The organism is Halomonas sp. AOP13-D3-9, assembly GCF_052379125.1.
Taxonomy (GTDB): Bacteria; Pseudomonadota; Gammaproteobacteria; order Pseudomonadales; family Halomonadaceae; genus Vreelandella.
Genome location: NZ_JBQSYH010000016.1, coordinates 95,574 through 119,197, shown reverse-complemented (window position 1 = coordinate 119,197; position 23,624 = coordinate 95,574). Strand labels below are relative to the sequence as shown.

At 56.9% G+C, this 23,624-nt stretch carries 24 protein-coding genes; 22 read left to right on the top strand and 2 right to left on the bottom strand.

The genetic code is table 11. From position 1 onward, the window contains the following. Nucleotides 1-48 precede the first annotated feature (48 nt). The 6 genes from msbA (at nucleotide 49) to murB (ending at nucleotide 5,397) form a co-directional block, all read left to right on the top strand. Nucleotides 49-1,785 (top strand): lipid A export permease/ATP-binding protein MsbA, encoded by a 1,737-nt coding sequence (gene msbA / locus ACT3UM_RS17815; protein WP_498900993.1) that lies wholly within the window; start codon nucleotides 49-51, stop codon nucleotides 1,783-1,785. Continuing rightward, entirely contained in the window at nucleotides 1,782-2,780 is a 999-nt protein-coding gene (gene lpxK, locus ACT3UM_RS17810; protein WP_498900991.1) for a tetraacyldisaccharide 4'-kinase, read from the top strand. Before msbA ends, lpxK begins: the two co-directional genes overlap by 4 nt. A gap of 13 nt (nucleotides 2,781-2,793) precedes the next feature. Further along, the gene (locus ACT3UM_RS17805; protein ID WP_035578497.1) at nucleotides 2,794-3,015 is read left to right on the top strand and encodes a Trm112 family protein; all 222 of its coding nucleotides are present in this window, start codon (nucleotides 2,794-2,796) and stop codon (nucleotides 3,013-3,015) included. Further along, nucleotides 3,015-3,776, top strand: coding sequence for a 3-deoxy-manno-octulosonate cytidylyltransferase (gene kdsB / locus ACT3UM_RS17800; protein ID WP_498900989.1), 762 nt, complete (start codon nucleotides 3,015-3,017; stop codon nucleotides 3,774-3,776). The genes ACT3UM_RS17805 and kdsB overlap by 1 nt, the downstream gene beginning before the upstream one ends. 117 nt (nucleotides 3,777-3,893) lie before the next feature. Next, on the top strand, nucleotides 3,894-4,358 hold the full coding sequence (locus ACT3UM_RS17795) for a low molecular weight protein-tyrosine-phosphatase (protein ID WP_035578503.1): 465 nt from the start codon (nucleotides 3,894-3,896) through the stop codon (nucleotides 4,356-4,358). 25 nt (nucleotides 4,359-4,383) lie between these two features. Further along, nucleotides 4,384-5,397 (top strand): UDP-N-acetylmuramate dehydrogenase, encoded by a 1,014-nt coding sequence (gene murB, locus ACT3UM_RS17790; RefSeq protein ID WP_498900987.1) that lies wholly within the window; start codon nucleotides 4,384-4,386, stop codon nucleotides 5,395-5,397. Nucleotides 5,398-5,486: 89 nt separating this feature from the next. Here murB and rne read toward each other — a convergent pair whose 3' ends face one another. Next, nucleotides 5,487-8,945 (bottom strand): ribonuclease E, encoded by a 3,459-nt coding sequence (gene rne / locus ACT3UM_RS17785; RefSeq protein WP_498900985.1) that lies wholly within the window; start codon nucleotides 8,943-8,945, stop codon nucleotides 5,487-5,489. A gap of 720 nt (nucleotides 8,946-9,665) precedes the next feature. On the opposite strand from rne, the gene ACT3UM_RS17780 reads away from it, so the two are divergent. From ACT3UM_RS17780 to sppA, 3 genes are read left to right on the top strand one after another with little or no spacing between them, the layout of a single operon-like run. Then, nucleotides 9,666-10,619 (top strand): RluA family pseudouridine synthase, encoded by a 954-nt coding sequence (locus ACT3UM_RS17780; protein ID WP_498900983.1) that lies wholly within the window; start codon nucleotides 9,666-9,668, stop codon nucleotides 10,617-10,619. Between the two features lie 38 nt (nucleotides 10,620-10,657). Continuing rightward, the gene (locus ACT3UM_RS17775; protein ID WP_498900981.1) at nucleotides 10,658-11,302 is read left to right on the top strand and encodes an HAD family hydrolase; all 645 of its coding nucleotides are present in this window, start codon (nucleotides 10,658-10,660) and stop codon (nucleotides 11,300-11,302) included. 9 nt (nucleotides 11,303-11,311) lie between these two features. After that, nucleotides 11,312-12,460, top strand: a complete 1,149-nt coding sequence (sppA, locus tag ACT3UM_RS17770; RefSeq protein WP_498900979.1) for a signal peptide peptidase SppA — start codon at nucleotides 11,312-11,314, stop codon at nucleotides 12,458-12,460. A gap of 20 nt (nucleotides 12,461-12,480) precedes the next feature. Here sppA and ACT3UM_RS17765 read toward each other — a convergent pair whose 3' ends face one another. After that, nucleotides 12,481-13,116: a Maf family protein gene (locus ACT3UM_RS17765; RefSeq protein WP_498900977.1), complete on the bottom strand. Its 636-nt coding sequence runs from the start codon at nucleotides 13,114-13,116 to the stop codon at nucleotides 12,481-12,483. Between the two features lie 185 nt (nucleotides 13,117-13,301). Between ACT3UM_RS17765 and ACT3UM_RS17760 the strand changes: the two genes are divergently transcribed. From ACT3UM_RS17760 to ACT3UM_RS17700, 13 genes are all read left to right on the top strand, one after another. Then, nucleotides 13,302-13,832, top strand: a complete 531-nt coding sequence (locus ACT3UM_RS17760) for a YceD family protein (RefSeq protein WP_035578521.1) — start codon at nucleotides 13,302-13,304, stop codon at nucleotides 13,830-13,832. 36 nt (nucleotides 13,833-13,868) lie between these two features. Next, entirely contained in the window at nucleotides 13,869-14,039 is a 171-nt protein-coding gene (gene rpmF, locus ACT3UM_RS17755) for a 50S ribosomal protein L32 (RefSeq protein ID WP_007114757.1), read from the top strand. A 43-nt stretch (nucleotides 14,040-14,082) separates the two neighbouring features. Then, nucleotides 14,083-15,135 carry a phosphate acyltransferase PlsX gene (gene plsX, locus ACT3UM_RS17750; protein WP_498900975.1) on the top strand — a complete coding sequence of 351 codons (1,053 nt, stop codon included), beginning with the start codon at nucleotides 14,083-14,085 and terminating at the stop codon, nucleotides 15,133-15,135. A gap of 111 nt (nucleotides 15,136-15,246) precedes the next feature. Beyond that, entirely contained in the window at nucleotides 15,247-16,206 is a 960-nt protein-coding gene (gene fabD / locus ACT3UM_RS17745; RefSeq protein ID WP_144814858.1) for an ACP S-malonyltransferase, read from the top strand. Between the two features lie 58 nt (nucleotides 16,207-16,264). Continuing rightward, entirely contained in the window at nucleotides 16,265-17,008 is a 744-nt protein-coding gene (fabG, locus tag ACT3UM_RS17740; RefSeq protein ID WP_035578530.1) for a 3-oxoacyl-ACP reductase FabG, read from the top strand. 124 nt (nucleotides 17,009-17,132) lie between these two features. Further along, the gene (gene acpP / locus ACT3UM_RS17735; RefSeq protein ID WP_008956801.1) at nucleotides 17,133-17,366 is read left to right on the top strand and encodes an acyl carrier protein; all 234 of its coding nucleotides are present in this window, start codon (nucleotides 17,133-17,135) and stop codon (nucleotides 17,364-17,366) included. Between the two features lie 192 nt (nucleotides 17,367-17,558). Continuing rightward, entirely contained in the window at nucleotides 17,559-18,797 is a 1,239-nt protein-coding gene (gene fabF, locus ACT3UM_RS17730) for a beta-ketoacyl-ACP synthase II (RefSeq protein WP_498900973.1), read from the top strand. A 6-nt stretch (nucleotides 18,798-18,803) separates the two neighbouring features. Continuing rightward, a complete protein-coding gene (gene pabC / locus ACT3UM_RS17725) occupies nucleotides 18,804-19,616 on the top strand; it encodes an aminodeoxychorismate lyase (RefSeq protein ID WP_498900971.1) in 813 nt (270 codons plus the stop codon). Between the two features lie 63 nt (nucleotides 19,617-19,679). Further along, on the top strand, nucleotides 19,680-20,687 hold the full coding sequence (mltG, locus tag ACT3UM_RS17720) for an endolytic transglycosylase MltG (RefSeq protein ID WP_498900969.1): 1,008 nt from the start codon (nucleotides 19,680-19,682) through the stop codon (nucleotides 20,685-20,687). Between the two features lie 34 nt (nucleotides 20,688-20,721). Next, nucleotides 20,722-21,375, top strand: coding sequence for a dTMP kinase (gene tmk, locus ACT3UM_RS17715; RefSeq protein WP_172821677.1), 654 nt, complete (start codon nucleotides 20,722-20,724; stop codon nucleotides 21,373-21,375). Continuing rightward, nucleotides 21,366-22,352 (top strand): DNA polymerase III subunit delta', encoded by a 987-nt coding sequence (locus ACT3UM_RS17710; protein WP_498900966.1) that lies wholly within the window; start codon nucleotides 21,366-21,368, stop codon nucleotides 22,350-22,352. Before tmk ends, ACT3UM_RS17710 begins: the two co-directional genes overlap by 10 nt. Before the next feature lie 33 nt (nucleotides 22,353-22,385). Further along, nucleotides 22,386-22,721, top strand: coding sequence for a PilZ domain-containing protein (locus ACT3UM_RS17705; protein WP_498900964.1), 336 nt, complete (start codon nucleotides 22,386-22,388; stop codon nucleotides 22,719-22,721). A 46-nt stretch (nucleotides 22,722-22,767) separates the two neighbouring features. Next, nucleotides 22,768-23,598, top strand: coding sequence for a TatD family hydrolase (locus ACT3UM_RS17700; RefSeq protein WP_498900962.1), 831 nt, complete (start codon nucleotides 22,768-22,770; stop codon nucleotides 23,596-23,598). Nucleotides 23,599-23,624: the final 26 nt, after the last annotated feature.

The window sequence follows — 23,624 nt, the reverse complement described above, 5'->3', positions numbered from 1 at the left end:
GCCATCAGGTAGAATTCCCGACACTGCACACTATGGCCAGGAGCGCGTGTGACTGATTCAGGTTGGGCTATCTATAAACGGTTGTTGGGCTATGTTAAGCCGCATTGGCGTGCTTTTGCTCTGGCGGTGGTGGGGTTTGTGGTGTATGCCGCGTCGAGTACCGCGCTTGCGGAAATGATGAAGCGTCTAATTGATGGCATTCAAAACCCGGATGCGGCCTTTCGGCTATTTCTACCGCTGTTTGTGATTATTATGTTTTCCGCCCGGGGGCTAGGTACTTTTTTAAGCACCTATTTTATGGCCTATGTGGGCCGCTACGTGATTCATACCCTGCGCTGCGACGTGTTTGCCCATCTACTCCATCTGCCCGGCTGGTTTTTTGACCACCACTCCAGCGGTCAACTGGTGTCGCGGGTGACCTACCACGTGGAGCAAGTTGCCGGGGCGGCCACCAAAGCGGTGACGATTATTCTACGTGAAGGACTGTTCGTCGTCGGTCTGGTGCTCTATTTGCTGTGGACTAATTGGATGTTAACGCTGCTGTTCTTGGGTGTAACGCCGATCATCGCGGTAGTGGTGAGCTACGTGAGTAAACGATTTCGGCGCATTTCAAAGCGTATTCAGCACTCCATGGGCGATGTCACCCATATTGCCTCTGAGGCGCTGTCGGGCTACCGAGTGGTTCGAACCCACGGCGCCGAGCAGTATGAAAAGCAGCGCTTTGAGCGGGTAAGCGAAGAGAATCGCCGTCAGAGTATGAAAGAAGCCATGACCCGTGCGGTCAGCTCCCCCGTGATTCTGATGCTGGTGGCTATCTCCATGGCGCTACTGGTCTGGTTGGCCATGGCGCCCTCGCTGATGGAGAACATGACGCCCGGTGAGTTTGTGGCTTTTATTACCGCAGCCGCCCTGATGATCAAGCCAGTGCGCCAACTGACTGAGATTAATGGTGAGATCCAGAAGGGCCTAGCGGCCGCGTCAGAACTTTTCGGGCTACTGGATATGACCCCTGAAGAGGATAGCGGTAAGCGCATCGCCAGCCGTTTAAGAGGCGAGGTAGTGATTGATAAGGTGAGCTTCCGCTACGCTGACGACCAGCCCGAAGTGTTACACGATATTAATCTGCGCCTAGCGCCGGGTGAACTGGTGGCGATTGTCGGGCGTTCGGGAAGTGGCAAGTCCACCCTGGTCAGCCTGCTGCCGCGTTTCTACCGGCCCAGCCAGGGCCGTATCAGCATCGATGGCATTAACGTTGATGAGTACGCGCTAGGGCCACTACGCCAGCAAATTGCCCTGGTATCCCAGCAGGTGACGCTATTCAACGCCTCAATCGCCGATAACATTGCCTATGGGGTGGACAATCCTGATCCCCAGGCCATTCAGGCGGCGGCAGAGGCTGCCTATGCCCATGAGTTTATCGACAAACTCCCCAATGGCTATGCCACCACCGTGGGCGAAAACGGCGTGATGCTCTCGGGCGGACAGCGCCAGCGGCTGGCGATAGCTCGGGCGATCTTTAAGGATGCCCCGTTGCTGGTGTTGGATGAGGCGACGTCAGCGCTGGATACAGAGTCCGAGCGCTATATCCAAAAAGCCCTTGAGCGGGTTTGTGAAGGGCGTACTACGCTGGTTATCGCTCACCGCCTGTCTACCATTGAGCGGGCTGACCGGATTGTGGTGATGGATCAGGGGCGCATTATCGAAGAGGGTTCGCATCAGGCGCTGCTGGATGCCGAGGGCGCCTACGCGGCACTGCACCAGCTACAGTTCCAAGAGGTGCTATGACACTCTCGCAGCGCTGGTTGAAGGGCGCCTATCAAGGCAGTTGCTGGCTATTGCCACTGAGGCCATTAGGGGCGTTGTACCAGTGGGCCATGGTGCGTCGGGAGCAGGCATATCAGCGTGGCAGCAAGGCCTCCTGGAGAGCCCCCGTGCCGGTTATTGTGGTTGGTAATATTACCTTGGGGGGAACGGGAAAATCGCCGCTGGTGGCGTGGTTGGCTAGCTGGCTGGTGGCTCAAGGCTGGTCGCCAGGCATTGTTAGTCGCGGCTATGGCGGAAAAGCGCTGCACTACCCATTATTTGTCACCGCCAGCAGCAACGTTGCCGAAAGCGGCGATGAGCCGCTGATGCTGGCACAGCAAACCGGCTTGCCAGTGGTGGCGGATCCCCAGCGCGTGCGGGGTGTTCAGGCATTGGTCGATGCGGGATGCGATATTATCCTTAGCGACGACGGCTTGCAGCATCTGGCGCTGGCCCGGGATATTGAGCTGGTCGTTGTTGATGGTGCCCGCGGGCTGGGTAACGGCCGCTGCCTGCCCGCGGGGCCACTGCGCGAGTCGTCTAGCCGGTTGCAGCAAGTTGATGCGGTCATCGTCAACGGCGACTCACCGCCGTCGTTGCCGGTCGCCTCGGTCACTACCATGCAACTAGCGCCGCTGCGCTGGCGCCGCCTTGATGATGGCGTGCATTTTCCCCTTGTGCCACTGCCGTTTACGCTGCCGGTGCACGCGGTAGCCGGTATCGGTCATCCCGAACGCTTTTTTCGTACCCTTTCCACGCTGGGTATTGAGGGCGAGTGGCATCCGCTAGCTGATCACCAGCATTTTGATGCAGACGCGCTAAGCTTTGCAGAGTCACGCCCGGTGATTATGACCGCCAAAGACGCCGTTAAGTGTTACGCCCTGGCGCCGCCGAATAGCTGGGTACTAGACGTGGAAGCAACCCTTCCTCCCGAATTTGAGCACTGGCTGGCAGCGCGGCTGTCGGCTCTTTCCTAAAGGAGATATGCGCATGGATAAGGAACTGCTGGCAATGCTGGTCTGCCCATTGTGTAACGGCAAGCTGAAATATGACCGCGACGCTCAAGAGCTGCGCTGCCACTACGATGGACTCGCCTATCCCATTCAAGAGGGGATTCCAGTGATGTTGCCTGAAGAGGCCCGCACAATGGATGCCGATGAAAAGTTACCCAGTTCTTCAGGACGCTCTCCAGGACATTCAGGAGGCGCTTAATGGCTTTTCCTGAATATACGGTTGTCGTACCCGCGCGCTATGGCTCTACCCGGTTACCCGGCAAGCCGCTGCTTGAGATTGCCGGGGAGCCAATGATTGCCCACGTATGGCGTCGCGCCTGCCAGAGCCACGCCACCCGAGTGGTCGTGGCGACAGACGATAGCCGCATTCGCGATGCCATGCTGCCTTATGGTGCTGAGGTGATCATGACCCGTGACGATCACCCATCGGGCACCGACCGTTTAGCCGAGGTGGCTGCTAGCTTAGCGTTGGCGGATGATGCGCTGCTGGTCAATGTGCAGGGCGACGAGCCGTTAATTCCCCCCGCGCTGATTGACCAGGTGGCGCTGCGTTTGGCCGACGACCCTGAGGCATCGATAGCCACGCTCGCCGAGCCTATCAATGATGTGGACACGCTGTTTAATCCCAATGTGGTTAAGGTGGTGCGTACGCTTCAGGGTCGCGCGCTGTATTTTTCCCGGGCACCCATTCCCTGGGATCGTGAACAGTTCAAAGCGCCGCCCACTATGCTGGCAACCGATGCATGGCTGCGTCATATCGGCCTGTATGCCTACCGGGCTGGTTTTCTAGCCGCCTACCGGGACTGGCCCGCTTCAAGCCTTGAGCAGCTTGAACAGCTCGAACAGCTGCGTGCGCTGCAGAACGGCCACGTGATTCAGGTGGCATTGGCCTGCGAAGTTAATCCTGCTGGGGTCGATACGGCTGAGGATCTTGCGCGGGTACGGGCGCTGTTGACATAGCGCGAGTTCGGGCGCTGCTGGCATAGCGCGGGTTCGGGCGCTGCTGATATAGCGCGCTGTTAACATAGCCTGTGGTTAATGACGAGTGACGCTAATAAGTTGTAAAGGAGCGCTACTGTGAAAGTGTTATTTGTGTGTTTAGGCAATATTTGCCGCTCACCCACCGCGGAGGGTGTTTTTCGTCGTGCTGTTGAACAAGCGGGGTTGGCCGGGCAGGTTAAAATTGACTCCTGCGGCGTCGGCAGTTGGCATTTAGGCAAAGCGCCGGACGCCCGCGCCCAGCAGGCAGCGCGACTGCGCGGTATCGATTTAAGTGACCTGCGGGCCCGCAAGCTAAGCGAGCAGGATTTCCGTGAATTCGATTACGTGCTGGGTATGGATCAGGACAATTTACGCGCCATGCGCGAGCTGAAGCCCGCCAATAGCCAGGCGCATGTGGGGCTTTTTTTGGATTTTGCCGGTTCCGCGGGTGCCGAAGTTCCAGATCCTTACTATGGCGGTGATGAGGGGTTTGAGAACGTGCTGAATATGATTGAGGCCGCATCAGATGGGTTGATTCAACACCTCAAGCGTGGGCTTTAATGGGGCTGATGGTGTGGCTAAATAGATGACTATTTTCAGCAATGTCGATCTGTCCGCGGCGAATACGCTTCGGCTCCCCTGCCAAGCAGAGCGCTTCGCAGCGCCAACGACATTAACAGCCTTACGCCAAACGCTAGTGGAGGCTTGCCGTAAGGGCTGGCCGGTCACGCTGCTGGGCGGCGGTAGCAATGTGCTGCTGCCCGAAACGTTACCAGGGTTGGTGGTGCGTCCTGCTTTGCAGCAGTACTGGCTTAGTCAGCGTCCAGGGGATGTATTGGCCCACGTGGGGGCTGGCGTTAATTGGCATACGCTGGTGATGACCACAGCTGCACGCGGCCTATGGGGCATTGAAAATCTGGCGCTGATACCCGGTAGTTGTGGTGCCGCGCCGGTGCAGAACATTGGTGCCTACGGCGTTGAGCTTGCCGATACGCTGCAAGCGGTACAGGTAATGGAACTTGCCACCGGGCAGGTTGATTGGTTGAACTCTCAGCAGTGTGCTTTTGGTTACCGTGACAGCCTATTTAAAGGTGAATTGGCGGGTAGTATGGTGATCACCCAGTTGGTTTTGCGTTTGTCACGTACGCCAGCACCCCGGCTCGGCTATGGCGATCTCGCTGCACGCTTAGCGAACTCTCTCACTCCCACGCCGCTTGCCGTCGCCGAAGCGGTATGCGCTATTCGGCGCGAGAAGTTGCCCGACCCTCAGGTGCTGGCCAACGCGGGAAGTTTCTTCAAAAATCCACTCGTTAGCCATCAATGGGCAGCACAGCTGCTGAAAGAACACCCGTTCATGCCGCACTTCCCCCAGGAGGGCGGTCAAACAAAGCTGGCGGCGGGTTGGTTAATCGATCAGTGCGGCTTGAAAGGGATGCGCGATGGCGCCTTCGGGGTGCACCAGCATCAAGCGCTGGTGCTGGTGCACTTTGGCGGCGGAGATCGTCAGGGGCTGATGAAAACAGCCGACTATATCGCCGCCCAAGTGGAAGCACGCTTTGGGCTACGTTTAGAACCTGAGCCGCGGTTGGTTAATCCCTAATGCTTATTACTAACGGGTGCTAACGGTGCCGATAACGTAAAAAACCCCGCCGAAGCGGGGTTTTTTGCTGTTGCAACACGCTGACCGATTTACTCGGAGAGGGTGTCTTGCTGCGCCTGTTTACGCTTCTCGCGCGGGTCGTTGTGGGCCCGGGTGCGACGACGCGGTTTAGGCATGTCTTCATTAACCGTTTCTGCAGGCTCTTCTTTAACAGGCTCCTCTTTAACAGACTCCTCTTTATCAGGTGCTTCGCTGGCGACCGACTGAGCGGGCTGAGGCTCAGCTTCAGCCGCAGGGTCTTCTAGATTGCTGCTCTTCTTTTCAGTGCTGCTCTCTTTAGTACTATTCAGTTCAACGCTACTCTCTTCAATGCTGCTCTCTTCAACGTTCTGTGGCTCAGCGTTTTTTGCTTCCGCGCTTGGCTTCCGCTCGCTGCTGGATGCCTCTTCAGTTGAGGGCTCAGCGTCGACACTCTCAGCAGCACTGGGAGTGCCAGTTTCCTGGGCGTTGGTTGACGCTTCAGGCTGACGCTCGTTGCTGCTTTGATCTGAACCAGCACTATTTAACGGGGCAGGGGAGGCGGCCTCTTCAATTGCTTCTGCTGGATCAACAGCGTTGGCCGCGGGTGGTTCGATGGCTTCCGGTGCTACCGGTTGGCTAGCAGTTGGCTGATTATCATCAGCCGTTTGCTTAGCATCATCAGTTGGTTCAGCGTTGGCTTCGGCTGCTGCTGAGCTCATCACTGATGTTGCTGCCTGCTCATTGGCCGCTATGGCCTCCGGTTCGCTGGGCTTGGCAACGGCTTCCTCCTGCTGATCGGTGTCGGTCTGTTCCGCTTGGGAAGCCGCTTTAGGCTGACGACGCTGGTGCGTCGACTTGCGCGCTTTAGCATTTTCTGCCGCGGGCCGGTCGGCGGTGGTTGCATCATCCGCTTGCTCAGGCTCTGGCTGAGCCTCAGGTTCTAACTTAGTCTCAGGTTCTAACTTAGTTTCAGGTTCTAACTTAGTCTCAGGCTCAACCTTGGCGTTAGACTCAGGTGCATCGGCTGCTGCCACTGCTGGCTGGGCGGTATGGGCATCCGATTTTTCCGCTTCCGGTTTGCTTGGTGCTCCATTAGATGCTGCTTTAGCCTCTTCTGTTGTTGCAAGGGCTTCTTTCGGCTCTTGAGTGGCTGCTACCGCTTCATCCTGGGCTTGGGCCTGCAATTTTAACTGCTCAGCTTCTGCTTGGGGATTAATCGCCTGGGTGCGTGTGCGGTTACGCGGGTTGTTACGGGTACGCTTCGGCTTGCCGTCGTCCTGATTGGTTTCGGCTTGTTTGGCCGCTTCATCGCGCTGGTTGTTGCGGTTTTTGTCATCACCGCTATCGCGACGCGACTCTTTCTGCGCTGCACTTTTGCCGCTGTTGCTCTCGTTGGCAGAACTGTCTTTGGAAGCGCTGTCGGCCTGGGGCTCTTTACGAGGCGTCTTGGCCGAATCTTGACCATTGGCATCCTCCTGCTGAGGATGACGACGGCGGTTGCGAGTACGGTTGGGGCCGCTGCGCTTTTCGCTATTGTCGTCATTGGCTGGGCGCGGTGTGCTGCTGCGCTGCTCAGTTTTCTGGTCGGCTTTTTGTTCAGCCTTTTGCTCAGCTCTTTGTTCAGTTCTTTGCTCAGCTCTGGCGCTGCTATCGCCGCGCTCGCTGCGTGAAGACTTCTGCCGCGACTCGCTGCTGCGCTGAGTGGTTTTACGCTCGCTCGGCTTGCGTGGCGCCGGGGTTTCAGCCTTCGGCGCTGGTGTGGCTTCAGTTGCGTTTTCGTCGCTGCCGAGCAGTTTGGCGAAACCGCGGATAAAGCGACCAATAACGCTGGGTTGCTCGCTGGTCGCCGGTGTTGGTTGGGCCGCAGGAGCTGGGGCAGCCGCAGGCGCTTTCTCTTCGGTTTGCAGCGAAGCGGGTGCCGGCGCGTTGTGGGTAACGCTTTTAACCGCTGCTTCTGCCCGCATGGCGGGTGGCACAAAGCTGGGCGTCGGCTCTTTGCCCACTTCGGTATCGGTCGAGAGTTCAAAGCTCGAAAGGCTTTGAGTGTCATCTTCGTCCAGATGGTCGTCGCGCAGGCGTTGTACGTCGTAGTGGGGCGTATCCATTTCAGGATTGGGCAGCAGTACGACGCGAACATTCTGACGCGACTCAAGATCAGCCAGCACGCTGCGTTTTTCATTGAGCAGGTAAGTGGCCACCGGTACCGGCAGAATGGCGCGAATCTGTGCGCTATTCTCTTTCATGGCCTCTTCTTCAATCAGGCGCATGATGGAGAGCGACAGCGAGCGCACATCGCGAATGGTGCCCTGTCCATTACAGCGCGGGCAAACCACGCCGCTGGTCTCACCTAGGGAGGGGCGTAGACGCTGACGGGACATTTCCATCAGACCAAAGCGTGAAATACGCCCAATCTGTACCCGTGCGCGATCCAGCTTGAGGGCATCGCGCATGCGGTTTTCAACTTCACGCTGGTTGCGCGCGGGCCCCATGTCGATAAAGTCGATCACCACCAGGCCGCCAATATCGCGCAGGCGTAGCTGGCGGGCGATCTCATCGGCGGCTTCAGAGTTGGTCTGCAGGGCGGTCTCTTCAATATCGCTGCCGCGGGTGGCGCGGGCGGAGTTGATATCGATGGAGACCAGCGCCTCGGTGTGGTCGATCACAATCGAGCCACCGGAAGGTAGCTTCACTTCGCGCTGATAGGCGGTTTCGATTTGCGATTCAATCTGGAAGCGCGAGAACAGCGGCACTTCGTCCGCGTAGAGTTTGATCTTCTGCTGATACGAGGGCATGACCTGACGAATAAAGCCCAGCGCCTCGGCGTGAATCTCCGGGCTGTCGATCAATACTTCGCCGATGTCCTGGCGTAGATAGTCGCGCATGGCGCGAATGATGACGTTGGATTCACGATAAATTAGGAAGGGGGCAGGGCGCTTGGCTGCCTCGGTGGTAATCGATTCCCACACCTGAACCAGGTAATCTAAGTCCCATTGCAGCTCTTCCGGGTTACGACCGATACCCGCGGTGCGCACGATCAGGCCCATTTTATCAGGCACGGTGAGCTGGCCCATGGCGTCTTTGAGTTGGCTGCGCTCATCGCCTTCGATGCGGCGTGAAATGCCGCCCGCCCGCGGATTGTTGGGCATCAGCACCAAAAAGCGGCCCGCCAGGCTAACAAAGGTGGTTAGCGCGGCGCCTTTATTGCCACGCTCCTCTTTATCGACCTGAACGATGACCTCTTGACCCTCTTTAAGCACTTCTTTAATGCTTGGACGCCCGGAGACGTCTTTGACAAAGTACTCTTTGGAAATCTCTTTGAGGGGCAAAAAACCATGCCGATCGGCACCGTAATCAACAAAGGCGGCTTCCAGGGACGGCTCTACGCGGGTGATTTTACCGCGATAGATATTGGCTTTTTTCTGTTCTCTTGCGCCGGATTCGATGTCTAAATCGTAAAGGCGTTGTCCATCAACTAAAGCGACACGCAGCTCTTCGGGCTGGGTCGCATTAATAAGCATCCGTTTCATAGTGTCTCGCATAGCGTTGCGTACCGGCGAACGGCCTATGGGGTGACGTAGGCGAACCGCTGGGTGCTGCGTGCTTGTGCTCGGCGCATTGCTATGCTGACGCGTCAAGCCGGGAGGGCGTCATCGCCGACCCGGCCAATAGGGCGTTGAGTACGTGGCGGAGGCAGGACGTGTTCCGGTGGCTCTGTCACGTCCATCCGGCCCTGCTGACACCGCCAACACCTGGCATTCATCGATTCACCAACGCCGGCCACCGGCACAGCGTTGAACTTTTCGCCCGGAGTCAGTCAGCGCCTTGTGACGAATAAGGAGGGGCTGCTCAGGGCGTGGCGTTGTTTAGTTACTGCCTGCCGTTGAGGGCTAGGCTTACTTTCATCTGCCGGCATAAAACGGGCGGCAGAGTTACTGCATTTTTAAGATCAGTTTTTAATACTGGAAAAACGGCCAATGCGTACACTGGTGTCGTTTTGTGTTCAGGCCTGCGTGTTAGTCGGGCAGGCGCATTAACCAAGCTCAGCGGTGATGCTCTTTGCTAACAAATTTAATCAATTAGCTATCATTCAGCTAGTCACTAGCGCTAGACAAGGAAGCTTTCGGCGCTTAGCTGGTGAACAACTTGGAATATAACAGTAAAGACAACGACCAGCAATTGACGCAATGCCCTTGGGTCTACGTTAGAATGCCGTTTTTAGCGTCACAGCAGAGCAGGAGTAAGCGGTAATGTCCGAAGGGCGTGAAGTGCAGTGGGTGGATATCGCCCCGGAACAGGCTGGGCAGCGAATTGATAATTTTCTCATGACGCGTCTTAAGGGGGCGCCACGTGCGCTTATCTATCGCATCGTGCGTAAAGGCGAAGTGCGCGTTAATAAAAAGCGCGTAAAGGTCGATTACCGCTTACAGGCGGGCGATTTAGTCCGCGTTCCGCCGCTGCGTCTGGCACCTCGCGAGGCGGTGAAAGAAGTCAGTGATAATCTGCGCGACCTGTTGGTAGGGAGCGTTATTATGGAAGGCCCCGACTGGATGGTGCTTAACAAGCCCTCTGGTTTGGCCGTACATGGCGGCAGCGGGGTTAAAATTGGGTTAATAGAAGCGCTACGTCAGGTGCGCGATGATCTGAGTTTCCTGGAACTGGTTCACCGCTTGGATCGCGATACGTCCGGCTGTTTACTGCTGGCCAAATCTCGCGATGCGCTGGTGACCCTTAACGAGTCGCTGAAAAAACACGGTATGGATAAGCGCTACCTAGCCTTGGTGAGTGGGCGTTGGCCAGCCCGAAAAACCTATGAGAGCGCCCGTTTGGATCGCTTTGATGCGGGCAATGGTGAGCGGCGGGTCAGGGTGGACCCTAATGGTAAAGTGTCGCGTACCCATTTTTCGGTGGTCGAAACCTTCGAAAAAGTAACCCTGATAGAGGCTGAGCCGGTCACCGGGCGAACCCATCAAATTCGCGTTCATGCCGCCCATGCCGGGCATGCCCTGTTAGGTGACGACAAGTACGCTACCCGCGAAAGCGGTTTTCTCACCAAGCAGTTGGGCTTGGGGCGGCTGTTTTTGCATGCCCGAGCGTTGACCTTTCCAGAGCCCGGTAACGGACGCCCCGTCACCGTTAAAGCGCCGCTGCCTGACGCTTTGGAAGAGACGCTTAAGCGCGCCCGGCAAAATGCCCTTCGCTGATATGACCTTATAAGCGTGCCCTGCAACAAGGAGTTGCCATGCAGTACGAGCTGATTATATTTGATTGGGACGGCACCTTGATGGACTCCGTGCCGCGCATCGTGTCCTGCATGCAGGCGGCTGCTCTGGAGGCCGAGTGGGGCGAGCTTTCAGCGCCGGAAGTGGAGGATATTATTGGCCTGGGGCTGCCAGAGGCGATTGCACAGCTTTGCCCGGGCATTTTGCCTGCTCAGGCCGAGCGGCTTCGTGAGCGCTATTCACACCACTTTGTGACGGCGGATGCTACACCGATGATGTTTTTCCCAGGGGTAGAAGCGCAGGTCGCCCGTTTGCTCAGCCGTGAACACCAGCGGTTGGCGGTTGCGACAGGTAAAAGTCGTCGCGGGCTAGACCGCGTTTTTGCTGAGACGGGAAGTGGTGGCTGGTTTCATGCCAGCCGCACTGCGGATGAAACCCGCTCTAAGCCGCACCCGCAAATGCTGTCTGAACTGTTGGCAGAGCTTGAGGTGCCGGTAGATCGGGCGGTGATGGTTGGCGATACCGAGTACGACCTTGAAATGGCCCGCGCAATCGGTATGGACCGAGTGGGAGTCACATACGGGGTTCATGCGCCGGAGCGGTTGGCGCTGAGCCGCCCAAAGTGGATTGCCGATAGCGTCGACGAGCTTTTTGACCGGTTATAAGGATATTTTATGAGTGACGATCCAACCCGCCCAGGTGGTTCAGATGAAGGGCATGATGGCCCGGCCAGCGGCTACCGCCGTAGCGACGCTGATCATAGTGGCCAGTCCAGTGAGCTAAATGAGGATCCCTGGACTGAAGGGCCTGAGATCCCGCCCGGGAAAGGGGCTAAGCAGGCGTATGGGGCGCCAGGCGACGATGCTGAAACCCTGCGCGAGCGCCAGCGACTCGCCCAGCTAGAAATGATGGATCACTGGGTAGGCGGTGTGTTAACCGAGCAGCGACGTACCCGCCGCTGGAAGCTGTTTTTCCGCCTGATGTTTCTCGCTGTGGTTCTGGTGGCGCTGTCTGCCGCGCTGTATAGCCTGTTCTGGGATTCGCCGAGTGTCGCAACGCCCGCTCAGCGCCACTTGGGCATTGTTGAGGTTAATGGAGTAATCGCCAGCGATTCACCGGCCAACGCTGAGCGTATTATCCGGGGGTTAGACCGTGCCTGGGAGGCGGAAAGCGCGGCTGCCGTGGTGCTGCACATTAATAGTCCCGGCGGTAGCCCCGTGCAGTCTCAGCGGATTTATGCAGAAATCATGCGCCTGCGCGAGCAGGGCGATAAGCCGATTATCGCGGTGATTGAAGATATCGGTGCCAGCGGAGCCTATTATATTGCGGCGGCGGCGGATGAGATTGTTGCCTCACCGGTGAGTTTGGTGGGCTCAATTGGTGTTATCTACGCAGGATTTGGTTTTGAAGAGGCGATAGCGCGTATTGGTGTTGAGCGCCGCGTGCTCACGGCCGGGGAGAATAAAGCCTTTTTAGATCCGTTCCAGCCGCTGGATAACGATGCAGAGGCATTTTGGCAAGGTGTGCTCAGCCAAACCCATCGCCAGTTTATCGATGATGTGCGCGCCGGTCGCGGCGAAAGGCTCAGCGATAGTGCGGAGATTTTCTCAGGGCTGATCTGGAGTGGCGAGCAGAGCATCGGGCTAGGTTTAGTCGATCAATTGGGTAGCCTCGAGCAGCTGTCTCGCGATCAGGTCGGTAACACCGACTGGGTAGACTATACGCCGAGCCTTGATCCCTTTGAGCGCTTTACGCGGCGTTTTACCCAGGTTGCCGCCGAGGTGTTGGGTATTAGTGCGCCCAACACCCCGCTGCGCTTCTAGGCTGGCATAGTCCCTCCTGGTTAGTGGGCGGCGCCAAGCGGGTCGAGGCCCGCTTGGCGCAACATCTCGCAGAGCGCAATCAGCGGCAGACCAATCAGCGTGTTGGGATCGCGGCCTTCCAGTTTTTCAAGCAGCGCAATGCCGAGGCCTTCCATGCGAAAGCTGCCAGCGCTGTCTAAAGGCTGCTCTTTAGCGACATAGTTTTCGATCTCTTGGTTGCTCAAGGGGCGAAAGACCACTTCAAAAGGCTCTACATGAACCTGATGGCGCTGGTGGCGGGTATCCAGTAGCGCTAAGCCGGTCAGAAAGGTGACACGCTGACCAGAGAAGCGAGCAAGGTTGGCGCAGGCTTTTTCGGCGCTATGGGGTTTGCCCAGAATGTCGCCTTCAAATACCGCCACCTGATCAGAGCCTATAATGAGGTGGTGAGGGAAATGCTGCGCAACGGCGTTGGCTTTGCTTAGCGCTAGCCGGTGCACTAATGCCTGGGGTGTTTCGCCACGCTGGGGCGTTTCATCAATATCTGGTGAGAGACACTGATAGGGGAGTTGCAGGCGGTTCAGCAGCTCGCGCCGCGAGCGTGAGCTTGAAGCAAGTACCAGTTCTACCGTTGGTAGCTGGTTGCTTGATGGCTCTGTTGGTAATGAGGACGTCACAAATAGCTCCTGGCCACGGGGTTACACGCATCGAAATCTAAAGCAGTAGAGTGTAGCGAAAGCCAACACAGGTGCCTATGTTGGCTGTTTATTGTCGCTTATGTGGGTTATTTACTGAGGTAGGCATGAAGAAATATACCGACAGCTTTGACACCAGCAGGGGGAGTGCCTATCATTGCGCGCCTATGTTGACCTCACAACTCCCCAGTCGGGTGGAGCCTTATAAGCTCGCAGCCCGCCACGAACGAATCGAAGGCTTGGTAGCGCTTGATAAGCTGCCACGTCTTGCCGAAGAAGCGGGTGTCCAAACCGGCGACTGTCAAGTCGTGCTTGAGTTTGGCGTCGACGCTCAAGGTCGTCGTGAAATTCGTGGCCACTTGCAAGCGACGTTGGCGCTTGCCTGCCGACGCTGCCTGGTGCCGCTGCCTCAAGAGGTTAGCAGTGACTTTTTGCTTGGAATGGTCACTGACGAAGCCTTAGCGGCCGAGTTGCCTGCTAGTCATGAACCGGTGCTGGTGGAAAAGGAACAGCTGGATCTCCTGACGGTGGTGGAAGATGAGTTAATTCTCAGCCTGCCCCAGGTGGTCTATCACGATGAAGCCGAATGTCATGTCTCGGCGGAGCAGCTGGTCAGCAAAACAGAAGGCGCGGCGTCGGAAACAACGCCAGCGACGAACCCTTTCGCGGTGCTCAATGTCTTGAAAGGCAAAAAATAAGCACCCTTTACCTTAAATACCTTGGAGTAAACACCCATGGCAGTTCAACAGAACCGTAAAACTCGTTCCAAGCGCGGCATGCGTCGCAGCCACGATGCGCTGACCGCTCCGACGCTGTCCCAGGACAAAGAAACCGGTACCACTCACCTGCGTCACCACGTTTCTCCAGACGGTTTCTACCGTGGTCGTAAAGTGGTTGAGGTATAAACCTCAATTGCGTTACTAAGCGGCTAAACGGACTCAGTGCGGTATGCGCTTAGCGATTGATGTGATGGGGGGTGACCAAGGCCCTCGTGCGATGATCGCAGGCTCCGCAAAGGCGGTGGTGGAATGCCCCGACCTTGAGCTGATTCTGTTTGGCCCGCGTCAGCAGATTCTTGCTGAGCTTTCGCGCTTGCCGCAGCCTCTGGCTGCGGCAACGTCACGTTTGGTGGCGCGTGATGCACCCGATAGCGTGGCGCCCGGAGCAACGGCTGCCTGGGCATTGCGTAGAGGCCATGCCACTAGCATGGTGCATATGCTGCAGTGTGTCGCTCAGGGTGAAGCGGTTGCCGGCGTCAGCGCAGGCAATACGGCGGCGCTTGTTGCTTTGGCAAGGCGCGAGCTGGGCATGGTTGAGGGGATTTCTCGACCGGCGATCAGTACTGCGATTCCCGCACGCCAAGGGCGTCGCTGTTATCTGCTGGACTTGGGCGCCAACGTGGATTCCCCCGCTCATCGATTAGTCGATTTTGCGCTGATGGGGGCGGCGATGGCGCAGTGTATCGATGGCACCGCGGTGCCCCGTGTGGCGCTACTCAATGTTGGCGCAGAAGCCACCAAAGGGAGTCTTAGCGTGCGTGAGGCTGACGGTCTGCTGCGCGAGTATGCCAACAAGGCGAGTGCTTTCGACTATCAGGGCTATGCTGAGGGTGGCGATCTGTTTAAAGGCCAGTTGGATGTGGTGGTGTGTGATGGCTTTGTGGGCAATGCTGTGCTCAAGGCGAGCGAAGGCTTGACCAGTATGTTGGTTGAACGTGTGCAGATGGCATTTGAATCGCGTCTAAGCGGACGTTTAGCAAGCCTACTGGCCAAGCCTGTGTTAAAGCGCTTAAAGCAAGAGCTCGACCCCGTGCGCTACAACGGGGCCAGTTTATTGGGGTTGCGCGGCATCGTGGTAAAAAGTCACGGCAGTACTCACGCCGATGGTTTTTACTACGCTATCCGGCGTGCCCTGCAAGAGGTAGAACATGATTTACCTGCGCGGATCGCAGGCCGCTGGCAGTCGTCATCAAGTGAAGGCGATGGCGTACGTCAGCCATGAAGATAATAAATAGCTAATTTTTTTGCGGGTTTATAGGTGGCATCAGGATGTGCCAATAATCTCGCCTATCGCTCATATGAGCAAATGCCTACAAGAGCAAAGGTGAACGACATGTCTCAACCCCTTGCCCTCATTTTTCCCGGGCAAGGCTCTCAGCAGCTTGGAATGCTGCGAGAGCTTGCCGAGCGCTATAGTGTGGTGGGAACGACATTTGAGGAAGCGTCGGATGCTTTGGGCTACGATTTGTGGAAAGTCGTCCAGGAAGGCCCCGAAGAGTCGCTTAATGCAACTGCCTGCACCCAGCCCGCGTTACTCTCTGCAAGCGTCGCTATTTGGCGCGTGTGGCAAGAGTTGGAAGGGCCGCGGCCAACGGTTATGGCGGGCCATAGCCTAGGCGAATACAGCGCTATGGTATGCGCAGGTGTTATGAGTTTTGCCGAGGGCGTCAACTTAGTGCGTCTACGCGGAGAAGCCATGCAGACGGCGGTGCCTGCAGGTGAAGGCGGTATGGCGGCGATCTTGGGCCTGGCAGACGATGCGGTTGAAGCCGCCTGTGAAAAGGCTGCCCAGGGCGACGTTGTGTCAGCGGTCAACTACAACTCCCCAGGGCAAGTGGTGATAGCGGGCTCTAAAGTAGCCGTTGACCGTGCCATCGTTGCCTGTCAAGAGGCCGGTGCCAGGCGCGCCATGGCGTTACCGGTTTCCGTGCCCTCGCACTGTGCGCTAATGCGCCCTGCGGCCGAGCGCCTGGCAGCGGCGATGCAAAGCATTGAGCTGCGGGCGCCGCGCTATACGGTCATCCAGAATGTCGATGCCCAGGCCCATGCCGATACCGCAACACTCAGTACACGCTTAATCGAACAGCTCTATCAGCCGGTACGCTGGAGCGCCTGCGTTGAAGCAATGGCGGGTCAAGGCGTGGAGGTATTTATTGAGTGTGGGCCAGGAAAGGTGTTGACTGGCCTCAATAAGCGTATCGTAAAAGGTAGCAGAGGGTTGGCGGTAAATGATCCTGACAGCCTGGAGGCGGCGCTTGAGCTGGCACGTGAAACCTTGGCTGATAAGGCGTGACCAAGGTTCGCTTTATTTCGCTATCCTGGCTTGATTACATGGTTAGAGGCAGAACGTTATGACGCAAGAGAGTAGAGTTGCCCTGGTGACAGGGGCGAGTCGCGGCATTGGACAGGCCATTGCTCGCGAGTTAGGTCGCCAAGGCCGTACTGTTATTGGTACCGCGACCAGCGAGTCAGGTGCTGAAAAAATTGATGCCGATTTGAAAGAACACGGCATTGAAGGGGCCGGTTTGTGTCTTAATGTGACCGACCAGGCCAGCATCGATAGTGTGCTGAAAACCATCACTGAGCGCTTTGGTGCGCCCACTATTTTGGTTAATAATGCCGGCATCACCCGAGATAATTTGCTGATGCGCATGAAAGAGGACGAGTGGGACTCCGTTGTGGATACCAACTTGAAATCGGTCTATCGTGTGAGCAAGGCGTGTTTGCGCGGTATGACCAAGGCGCGTTTTGGGCGTATTGTGTCAATTAGTTCTGTTGTGGCAACCATGGGCAACCTGGGCCAAACTAACTATGCTGCAGCTAAGGCCGGTATGGAAGGTTTTAGCCGCGCCCTGGCACGTGAGGTCTCTTCACGTGCGATTACGGTTAATGCGGTGGCGCCGGGCTTTATCGCCACCGACATGACCGAGGCACTGCCTGAAGCACAGCACGAGATGTTGCTTAAGCAAATTCCGTTGGCCCGCTTAGGGGCGCCGGAAGAGATCGCCGCCGCGGTAGGCTTTTTGACCAGTGATGCAGCCGGTTATATCACTGGCGAGACGCTTCACGTCAATGGCGGCATGAATATGCGTTGATGGCCTTGGGCTTGGCGGTTGCGTCTGCCCAAGGGCGTCTATAAACTACCCCGCAGCTTTTGGCTTGCGGTTTCCAAATAGCTGGTTATCAAAAACGGCTAATGTGAACGACTGGAGTACGTTAATGAGTACTATTGAAGAGCGCGTGAAGAAAGTTGTAGCAGAGCGCCTGAACGTTAAAGAAGAAGACATCCAAAACAGCTCTTCTTTTACAGAAGACTTGGGTGCTGATTCGCTCGACACCGTTGAGCTGGTCATGGCTTTGGAAGAGGAATTCGATACTGAAATTCCTGATGAAGAAGCTGAGAAGATCACCACGGTTCAAGAAGCCATCGATTACGTGAACGCCCACCAGTAAGGGCTGCGTCGATGCATCGAACCAGGGTGGGGTGCTAGCCACCCGCCTTAAAAGCCGTCCTTTTCCAGGGCGGCTTTTTTGCTTTGCTGCCACAATGCTTATAACGTTCAATCTCCGTTATACTGTTGACCAAATTTAAGCAGCAAATGACCCAAGAGGGTCGCGTCACCATGGATGCCTGGAGGAAAGCTGATGGCACGGAAAAGGGTAGTGGTAACTGGGTTAGGCCTGGTGACCCCAGTGGGTAATAGCGTTGATGAGTCATGGGCCAACATCGTGGCCGGTAAAAGCGGTATTACGCCCATAGAGCATTTTGACACCAGCGGCTTTAACACTCGCTTTGGTGGATCGGTTAAAAACTTTGATATTAGCCCGTATCTGAATCCTAAAGATGCCCGCAAGATGGATCTGTTTATTCAGTACGGCATGGCGGCGGGCGCCCAGGCGGTAGAAGATTCCGGCATCGAGTGTACTGAGGAGAATGCCGACCGTATCGGTGTGGCTATCGGCTCAGGCATTGGTGGCCTTCCCATGATTGAGCACAATCACAACGCGCTGAACAAAGGCGGTGCCCGTAAGGTGTCGCCGTTCTTTGTGCCGGGCTCTATCATTAATATGATCTCAGGCAATATGGCGATTCAGCACGGCTTTAGAGGCCCGAACATTGCCATTACGACTGCCTGCACCACGGGTACCCATAATATTGGCTATAGTGCACGCACTATCGCCTACGGCGATGCCGACGTGATGATCTGTGGCGGTGCTGAAATGGCCACTACGCCGCTAGGGCTGGGTGGCTTTTCGGCTGCTCGTGCACTCTCTACCCGCAATGATGACCCGGAAGCGGCAAGCCGCCCCTGGGATACTGATCGCGATGGCTTTGTGCTCTCCGATGGTGCCGGTGTGCTGGTGCTTGAAGAGTATGAGCATGCTAAAGCGCGGGGCGCCAATATCTACGCCGAGCTGGTGGGCTTTGGGATGAGCGATGATGCTTATCACATGACCTCGCCGCCGGAAGATGGGCGTGGCGCAGCGCTCTCCATGCGCAATGCGATCAAAGATGCCCAGATAGATGTTTCTAAAGTGCATTACATTAATGCGCATGGCACATCGACGGCTGCGGGAGATTTGGCGGAAAGCCGCGCTATTGAAGACGTCTTAGGCGATGCCGCTGCTAACGTGGCAGTTAGCTCCACCAAGTCGATGATTGGCCACCTTTTGGGGGCAGCAGGCGCTGTAGAGGCAGTATTTTGTATTTTGGCAATACGCGATCAGGTGGCACCACCCACGATTAACCTGGATAACCCCCAGGCAGGCTGCAACCTGGATTACGTGCCGCATACAGCGCGGGATATGCCTATTGATATGGCGCTATCGAACTCCTTCGGCTTTGGTGGCACTAACGGTTCGCTGCTGTTTAAGAAGGTGTAGTTGGCTATGTCGCCCCCCGCGCTATCTGGCGAACAGTCTGTGCCGTTTGATGACCGTGGGCTGGCGTATGGTGACGGTCTGTTTGAGACGGTACTGCTGCGTGCGGGGTCACCCGTGCTGTGGCGCTATCACATGGCCCGTTTGGCGCAGGGCTGTCATCGTCTGGAAATACCGCTACCTTGTCAGCAGGCACTTGATGCCGCTTGGCAGGGCGCCTCCACGGCTGAATTCGAAGTGCTTAAGCTGATACTGACCCGCGGCAGTGGCGGGCGTGGCTATGCCCAGCCGGAGCAGGTGGCACCGCGACTGCTCAGCCGTCGAACGCCTTTTCAACCGTCGGTTGAGCGCTGGCAGCAAGGGGTGACAGTGCGACTTTGTGATTTGCGGCTTGCCCGTCAGCCTCGGTTGGCGGGTATCAAGCACCTAAATCGACTGGAAAACGTACTGGCCCGCCAAGAGTGGAGCGATAGCGCTATTGCTGAAGGGGTGCTGGCCGATAGCGAAGGTTTTGTCGTAGAAGCCACCAGTATGAATGTTTTTTGGCAGCAGGCGGGGGAGGTGTTGACACCTCCGCTTGACCAGTGCGGTGTGGCGGGAACGCTGCGTGCTGCACTGCTTGAACAAGGTGCCGTTGCTCAAGCTTCGCTTTTGCTTCATCAACTCGCGGATGTCGAACGGCTATGGGTGGCAAACTCTGTCCAGGGGGTATGGCCAGTGACTACGCTACTTGCAGCGGATGGCTCGCTGTTGCAGCGCTGGCCCTTATTTCAGGCTGACCCGTTCCAACGCTTGGCGCATCAGCTATTGGGTGTTGCTTAAACACCAATGTTTGTTTAGATATCGTTTGTTTGGATATCGCCCGGTAATTTTCTTAGAGGTGTCATGGTGAAACGGTTATTAACCGCTTTATTGGTGTTAGTGGTGGTCGGCGCTGCAGCTGCAGTAGGCGGTTATTTCTATTGGCAGAGTCGATTAGAGGCACCGCTAGCGCTTGATGAGCCAATGCTTTACCAGGTGCCGTCTGGCGCGGGCTTTAATCAGGTGGTGGCGCAATTGGAAGATCAGGGCGTGCTGGCAGATGCCTGGGCGTTTCGTTTGCTCGCACGGGTTGAGCCAGAACGTGTGCCGCAGCTGCGTACCGGCGAGTACCAGCTATTGCCGGATATGAGCGGTCTGGAAATGATGGCACTGCTAGGCAGCAATAAGGTGGTTACCTACTCGCTGACGATTCCTGAGGGTTGGTCCTTTCAGCAGATGCGCGAGTTACTCAATGCCGCGCCGAAACTCGAGCATCGTACCGCTGAGTTGAGTGATGCAGAGGTGATGACGCTCCTCGACCGCGAAGGCACCTTTCCCGAAGGCTGGTTCTTCCCCGATACCTATCGTTACCACCTGGGGATGAGCGATGTCGATATTCTGCGCCAATCACTTACGCGTATGGAGCGCATACTGGCCGAGGTATGGGAAGAGCGCGCGGACGACCTAACCATTGATTCTCCCTACGAGGCGTTGATTATGGCCTCGCTGATTGAACGGGAAACCGGTGCACCTGAGGAGCGGCGCGAAATTGCCGGGGTGTTTAAACGCCGTATGGAGCAGGGTATGCGCCTGCAAACTGACCCGACGATTATTTATGGCATGGGCGAGCGTTACGAAGGGCGGATTACCCGTGCCGATATACGCGAGGCTACGGCGTATAACACTTACGTGATTGACGGGATACCACCCACGCCGATCGCCATGCCGGGGCGGGCCTCATTAGAAGCGGCGGTAAATCCGTTGCCGGGAGAAACACTCTATTTCGTTGCCCGTGGTGATGGTACGCACCACTTCTCGCGTACCCTGCGAGAGCATAATAATGCCGTTAATCGCTATATCCGCAACCGATAATAGCCATGACTGATGACCACATTAAGGGAGCATGATGAGTAAGCGTGGACGCTTCATTACGCTGGAAGGCGGCGAAGGTGTCGGAAAGTCCACCAATGTGGGCTTTGTCGCCGAGTGTCTGGAAGCCCAAGGGCTGGAAGTGGTGCGCACCCGCGAGCCGGGCGGCACCGCCCGTGGCGAAGCGATTCGCGCACTGCTGCTGGATCCCGCCCCCCAAGAGCCGCTGCATGTGGATGCTGAGCTGTTGCTGATGTTCGCCGCCCGCGCGCAGCACTTAGCGGAAAAAATTCTGCCCGCCCTGGCCAGAGGGGCGTGGGTGGTGTGTGATCGTTTCACTGATGCCACCTTTGCCTATCAGGGCGGTGGGCGGGGCATTGCAAAGGAGCGTATCGCCGTGCTGGAAAACTTTGTTCAGCAGGGGCTTTCGCCGGACTTAACCCTACTGCTCGATATGCCCAAAGAGGCGGCAAAACAGCGCTTAGAGTCACGCCTGCGTGATCGCCATGAGCAGCGTGATCGCTTTGAGCAGGAGCAGGCCGAGTTCTTCCAGGCGGTGCGTGATGGCTATTTAGCACGAGCAAAAGAAGCACCGGAGCGCTTTGCGTTGATCGACGCCCAGCACCCGCTAGAAGAAGTACAAACGCAAATTCATCAAGCCCTGCTCACACGGGTCGCGGCATGGCGTTAACCGGCGTAATGCCGTGGCACCAGGCCACGTGGCAGCAGTTAACCCGCCTGGCCAATAGCGGACGCATGCCCCATGCGCTACTTATTCACGGCGCTCACGGCGTGGGTAAACAGCAGTTGGCAGAGGCGTTAATTGCCCGGACGCTATGCGCCTCGCCTGCCGACCAGGCCTGTGGCCACTGCCATAGCTGTGCCATGCTGGCATCGGGGTACCACCCGGACTTACTGCGTGTTTCGCCGGAAGAGGGTAAGCGCCAAATCCGTATTGACCCGATTCGCGAGGTTAATCGCTTTGTTTCGCAAACGGCCCAGCAGGGTGGTTACCGGGTGATTGTGATTTCTCCCGCCGAGGCAATGAACGTTGCCGCCGCCAATGCGCTACTCAAAAGCCTAGAAGAGCCTGGCGATAAAACGCTGTTTATTCTGCTCTCAGACGTGCCTTCACGTATGCTGGCGACGATCCGTTCCCGTTGCCAGCAGTGGTCGCTGCCAAGCGTTGCTTATGAGGCGTGTCGCGGCTGGTTAATCGAGCAGTTGGGCAGCGCCGATGAAGCCTATTTCTGGTGGCAGGTGGCTGGCGGTCTGCCGCTGCTTGCGGTGGAGCTGGCCGTCCCGGAAGAGCGTGCATTGCGCCACCAGATTCACGACAGTTTTGAGCAGCTAGTGCGCGGTGCCGAGCCCGTTTCAGAGGCGGCCCGCCTGGATCGCCAGGCGATTGATGCCATCTTGTGGTACGGTATCGCCTGGCTGGAAGACCTGATTCGACTGGGCTTATCCGGTGAATCGGAGGTGTTACATAACCCCGATCTTGAGCCGCTCTATCGCCAGGCGGTTAAAAATGGCCGAGTGCAGGATTGGTTTCGCCTGCTGGATTATGCCCGCGAGCAGCGGCGCTTGCTGGCGGTGGGGGCCAACCCCAATCCTCAGTTAGTGCTTGAAGCATGGCTGGTGCGCTGGGCGGCGCTGCTGCGCTCATAGCGGCTTATCTTAACATTTTGCAGCGAGGTCGTTATGGCAGCTCAAAAAGCGCTCTCTCTTACTGTTCCGGATGTGCCGACACTGCTCTCCGCGTATATGCCTTTTCTGGATCATGGGGGTATTTTTGTGCCCACTCAAACCCCTTACGCCCTTGGTCAGCAAGTGTTTTTACTCCTCACGCTACCGGGTGAAAGCGAACGCCTTTCGGTCACCGGTCAGGTGGTGTGGGTATCACCGGAGGGGGTGAGTGGCCGCCGTATGCCAGGTATTGGTCTTCACTTCAGCCAGCAAGATTACCCGGTGCGTGACCGCATTGAGACGCTGCTTGCCGGTCAATTAGATAAAGCAGCCCCGTCGTTTACGCTCTAAATCAGACGGTTAAAACGCTTATAGCCCACCCGCTTTCGAGATCTACATGTTTGTTGATTCACACTGCCACTTAGACCGTTTAGCCGACCAGACCCATGGGGGCGATATCGCTGCCACCCTGGCCGCCGCTCGTGCTGCCCACGTCAGCCAATTGCTTGCTGTGGCGGTGACATTAGAGGATATGCCGCAGCTGGCGGCCATTGCCCGTGCCCATCACGATGTAGCGATCTCCGCGGGGTTACACCCTTTATATAGCGTTGAGCGCGAACCCAGCGTGGCAGATATTAAAGAGGCCGCTGAACAGTATGGCGCCGTAGCGATTGGCGAAACCGGCTTGGATTATCACTACCGTGACAGCGTCCCTGTAGAGATTCAGCATGAGCGCTTCAAGCGGCATTTGATCGCGGCACAAGAACTGGAACTGCCGGTGATTATTCATACCCGCGAAGCCAAACAAGAAACCCTGGCGCTGCTGCGTGAATATAGCGACCCCCGGGTGGGCGGTGTATTACACTGTTTTACAGAAGACCTGGCGATGGCCCGCGAGGCGGTGAGGCTGGGGTTTTATATTTCGCTGTCGGGCATTATTACTTTTCGCAATGCGGCTCCACTGCGTGAACTTGCCCGTCAGCTGCCGTTGGACCGCCTGCTGATTGAGACCGATAGCCCTTATCTAGCGCCCGTTCCATATCGTGGCAAGCCCAATGAGCCAGCCTGGGTGGTGCAAGTGGCAGAGTGCATCGCCCAAGAGCGGGGCATCAGTGTCGATGAAGTTGCCATGCAAACCACCGCCAACTTTTACCAGCTCTTTCGTGCCGCCGCGCCGGATGCCCCAGAACACGTTAAACAGGCGCTGGCAAACGCTGGGCTTTTATAGCGAATACGCTTAAGCGAGGTGGGCGA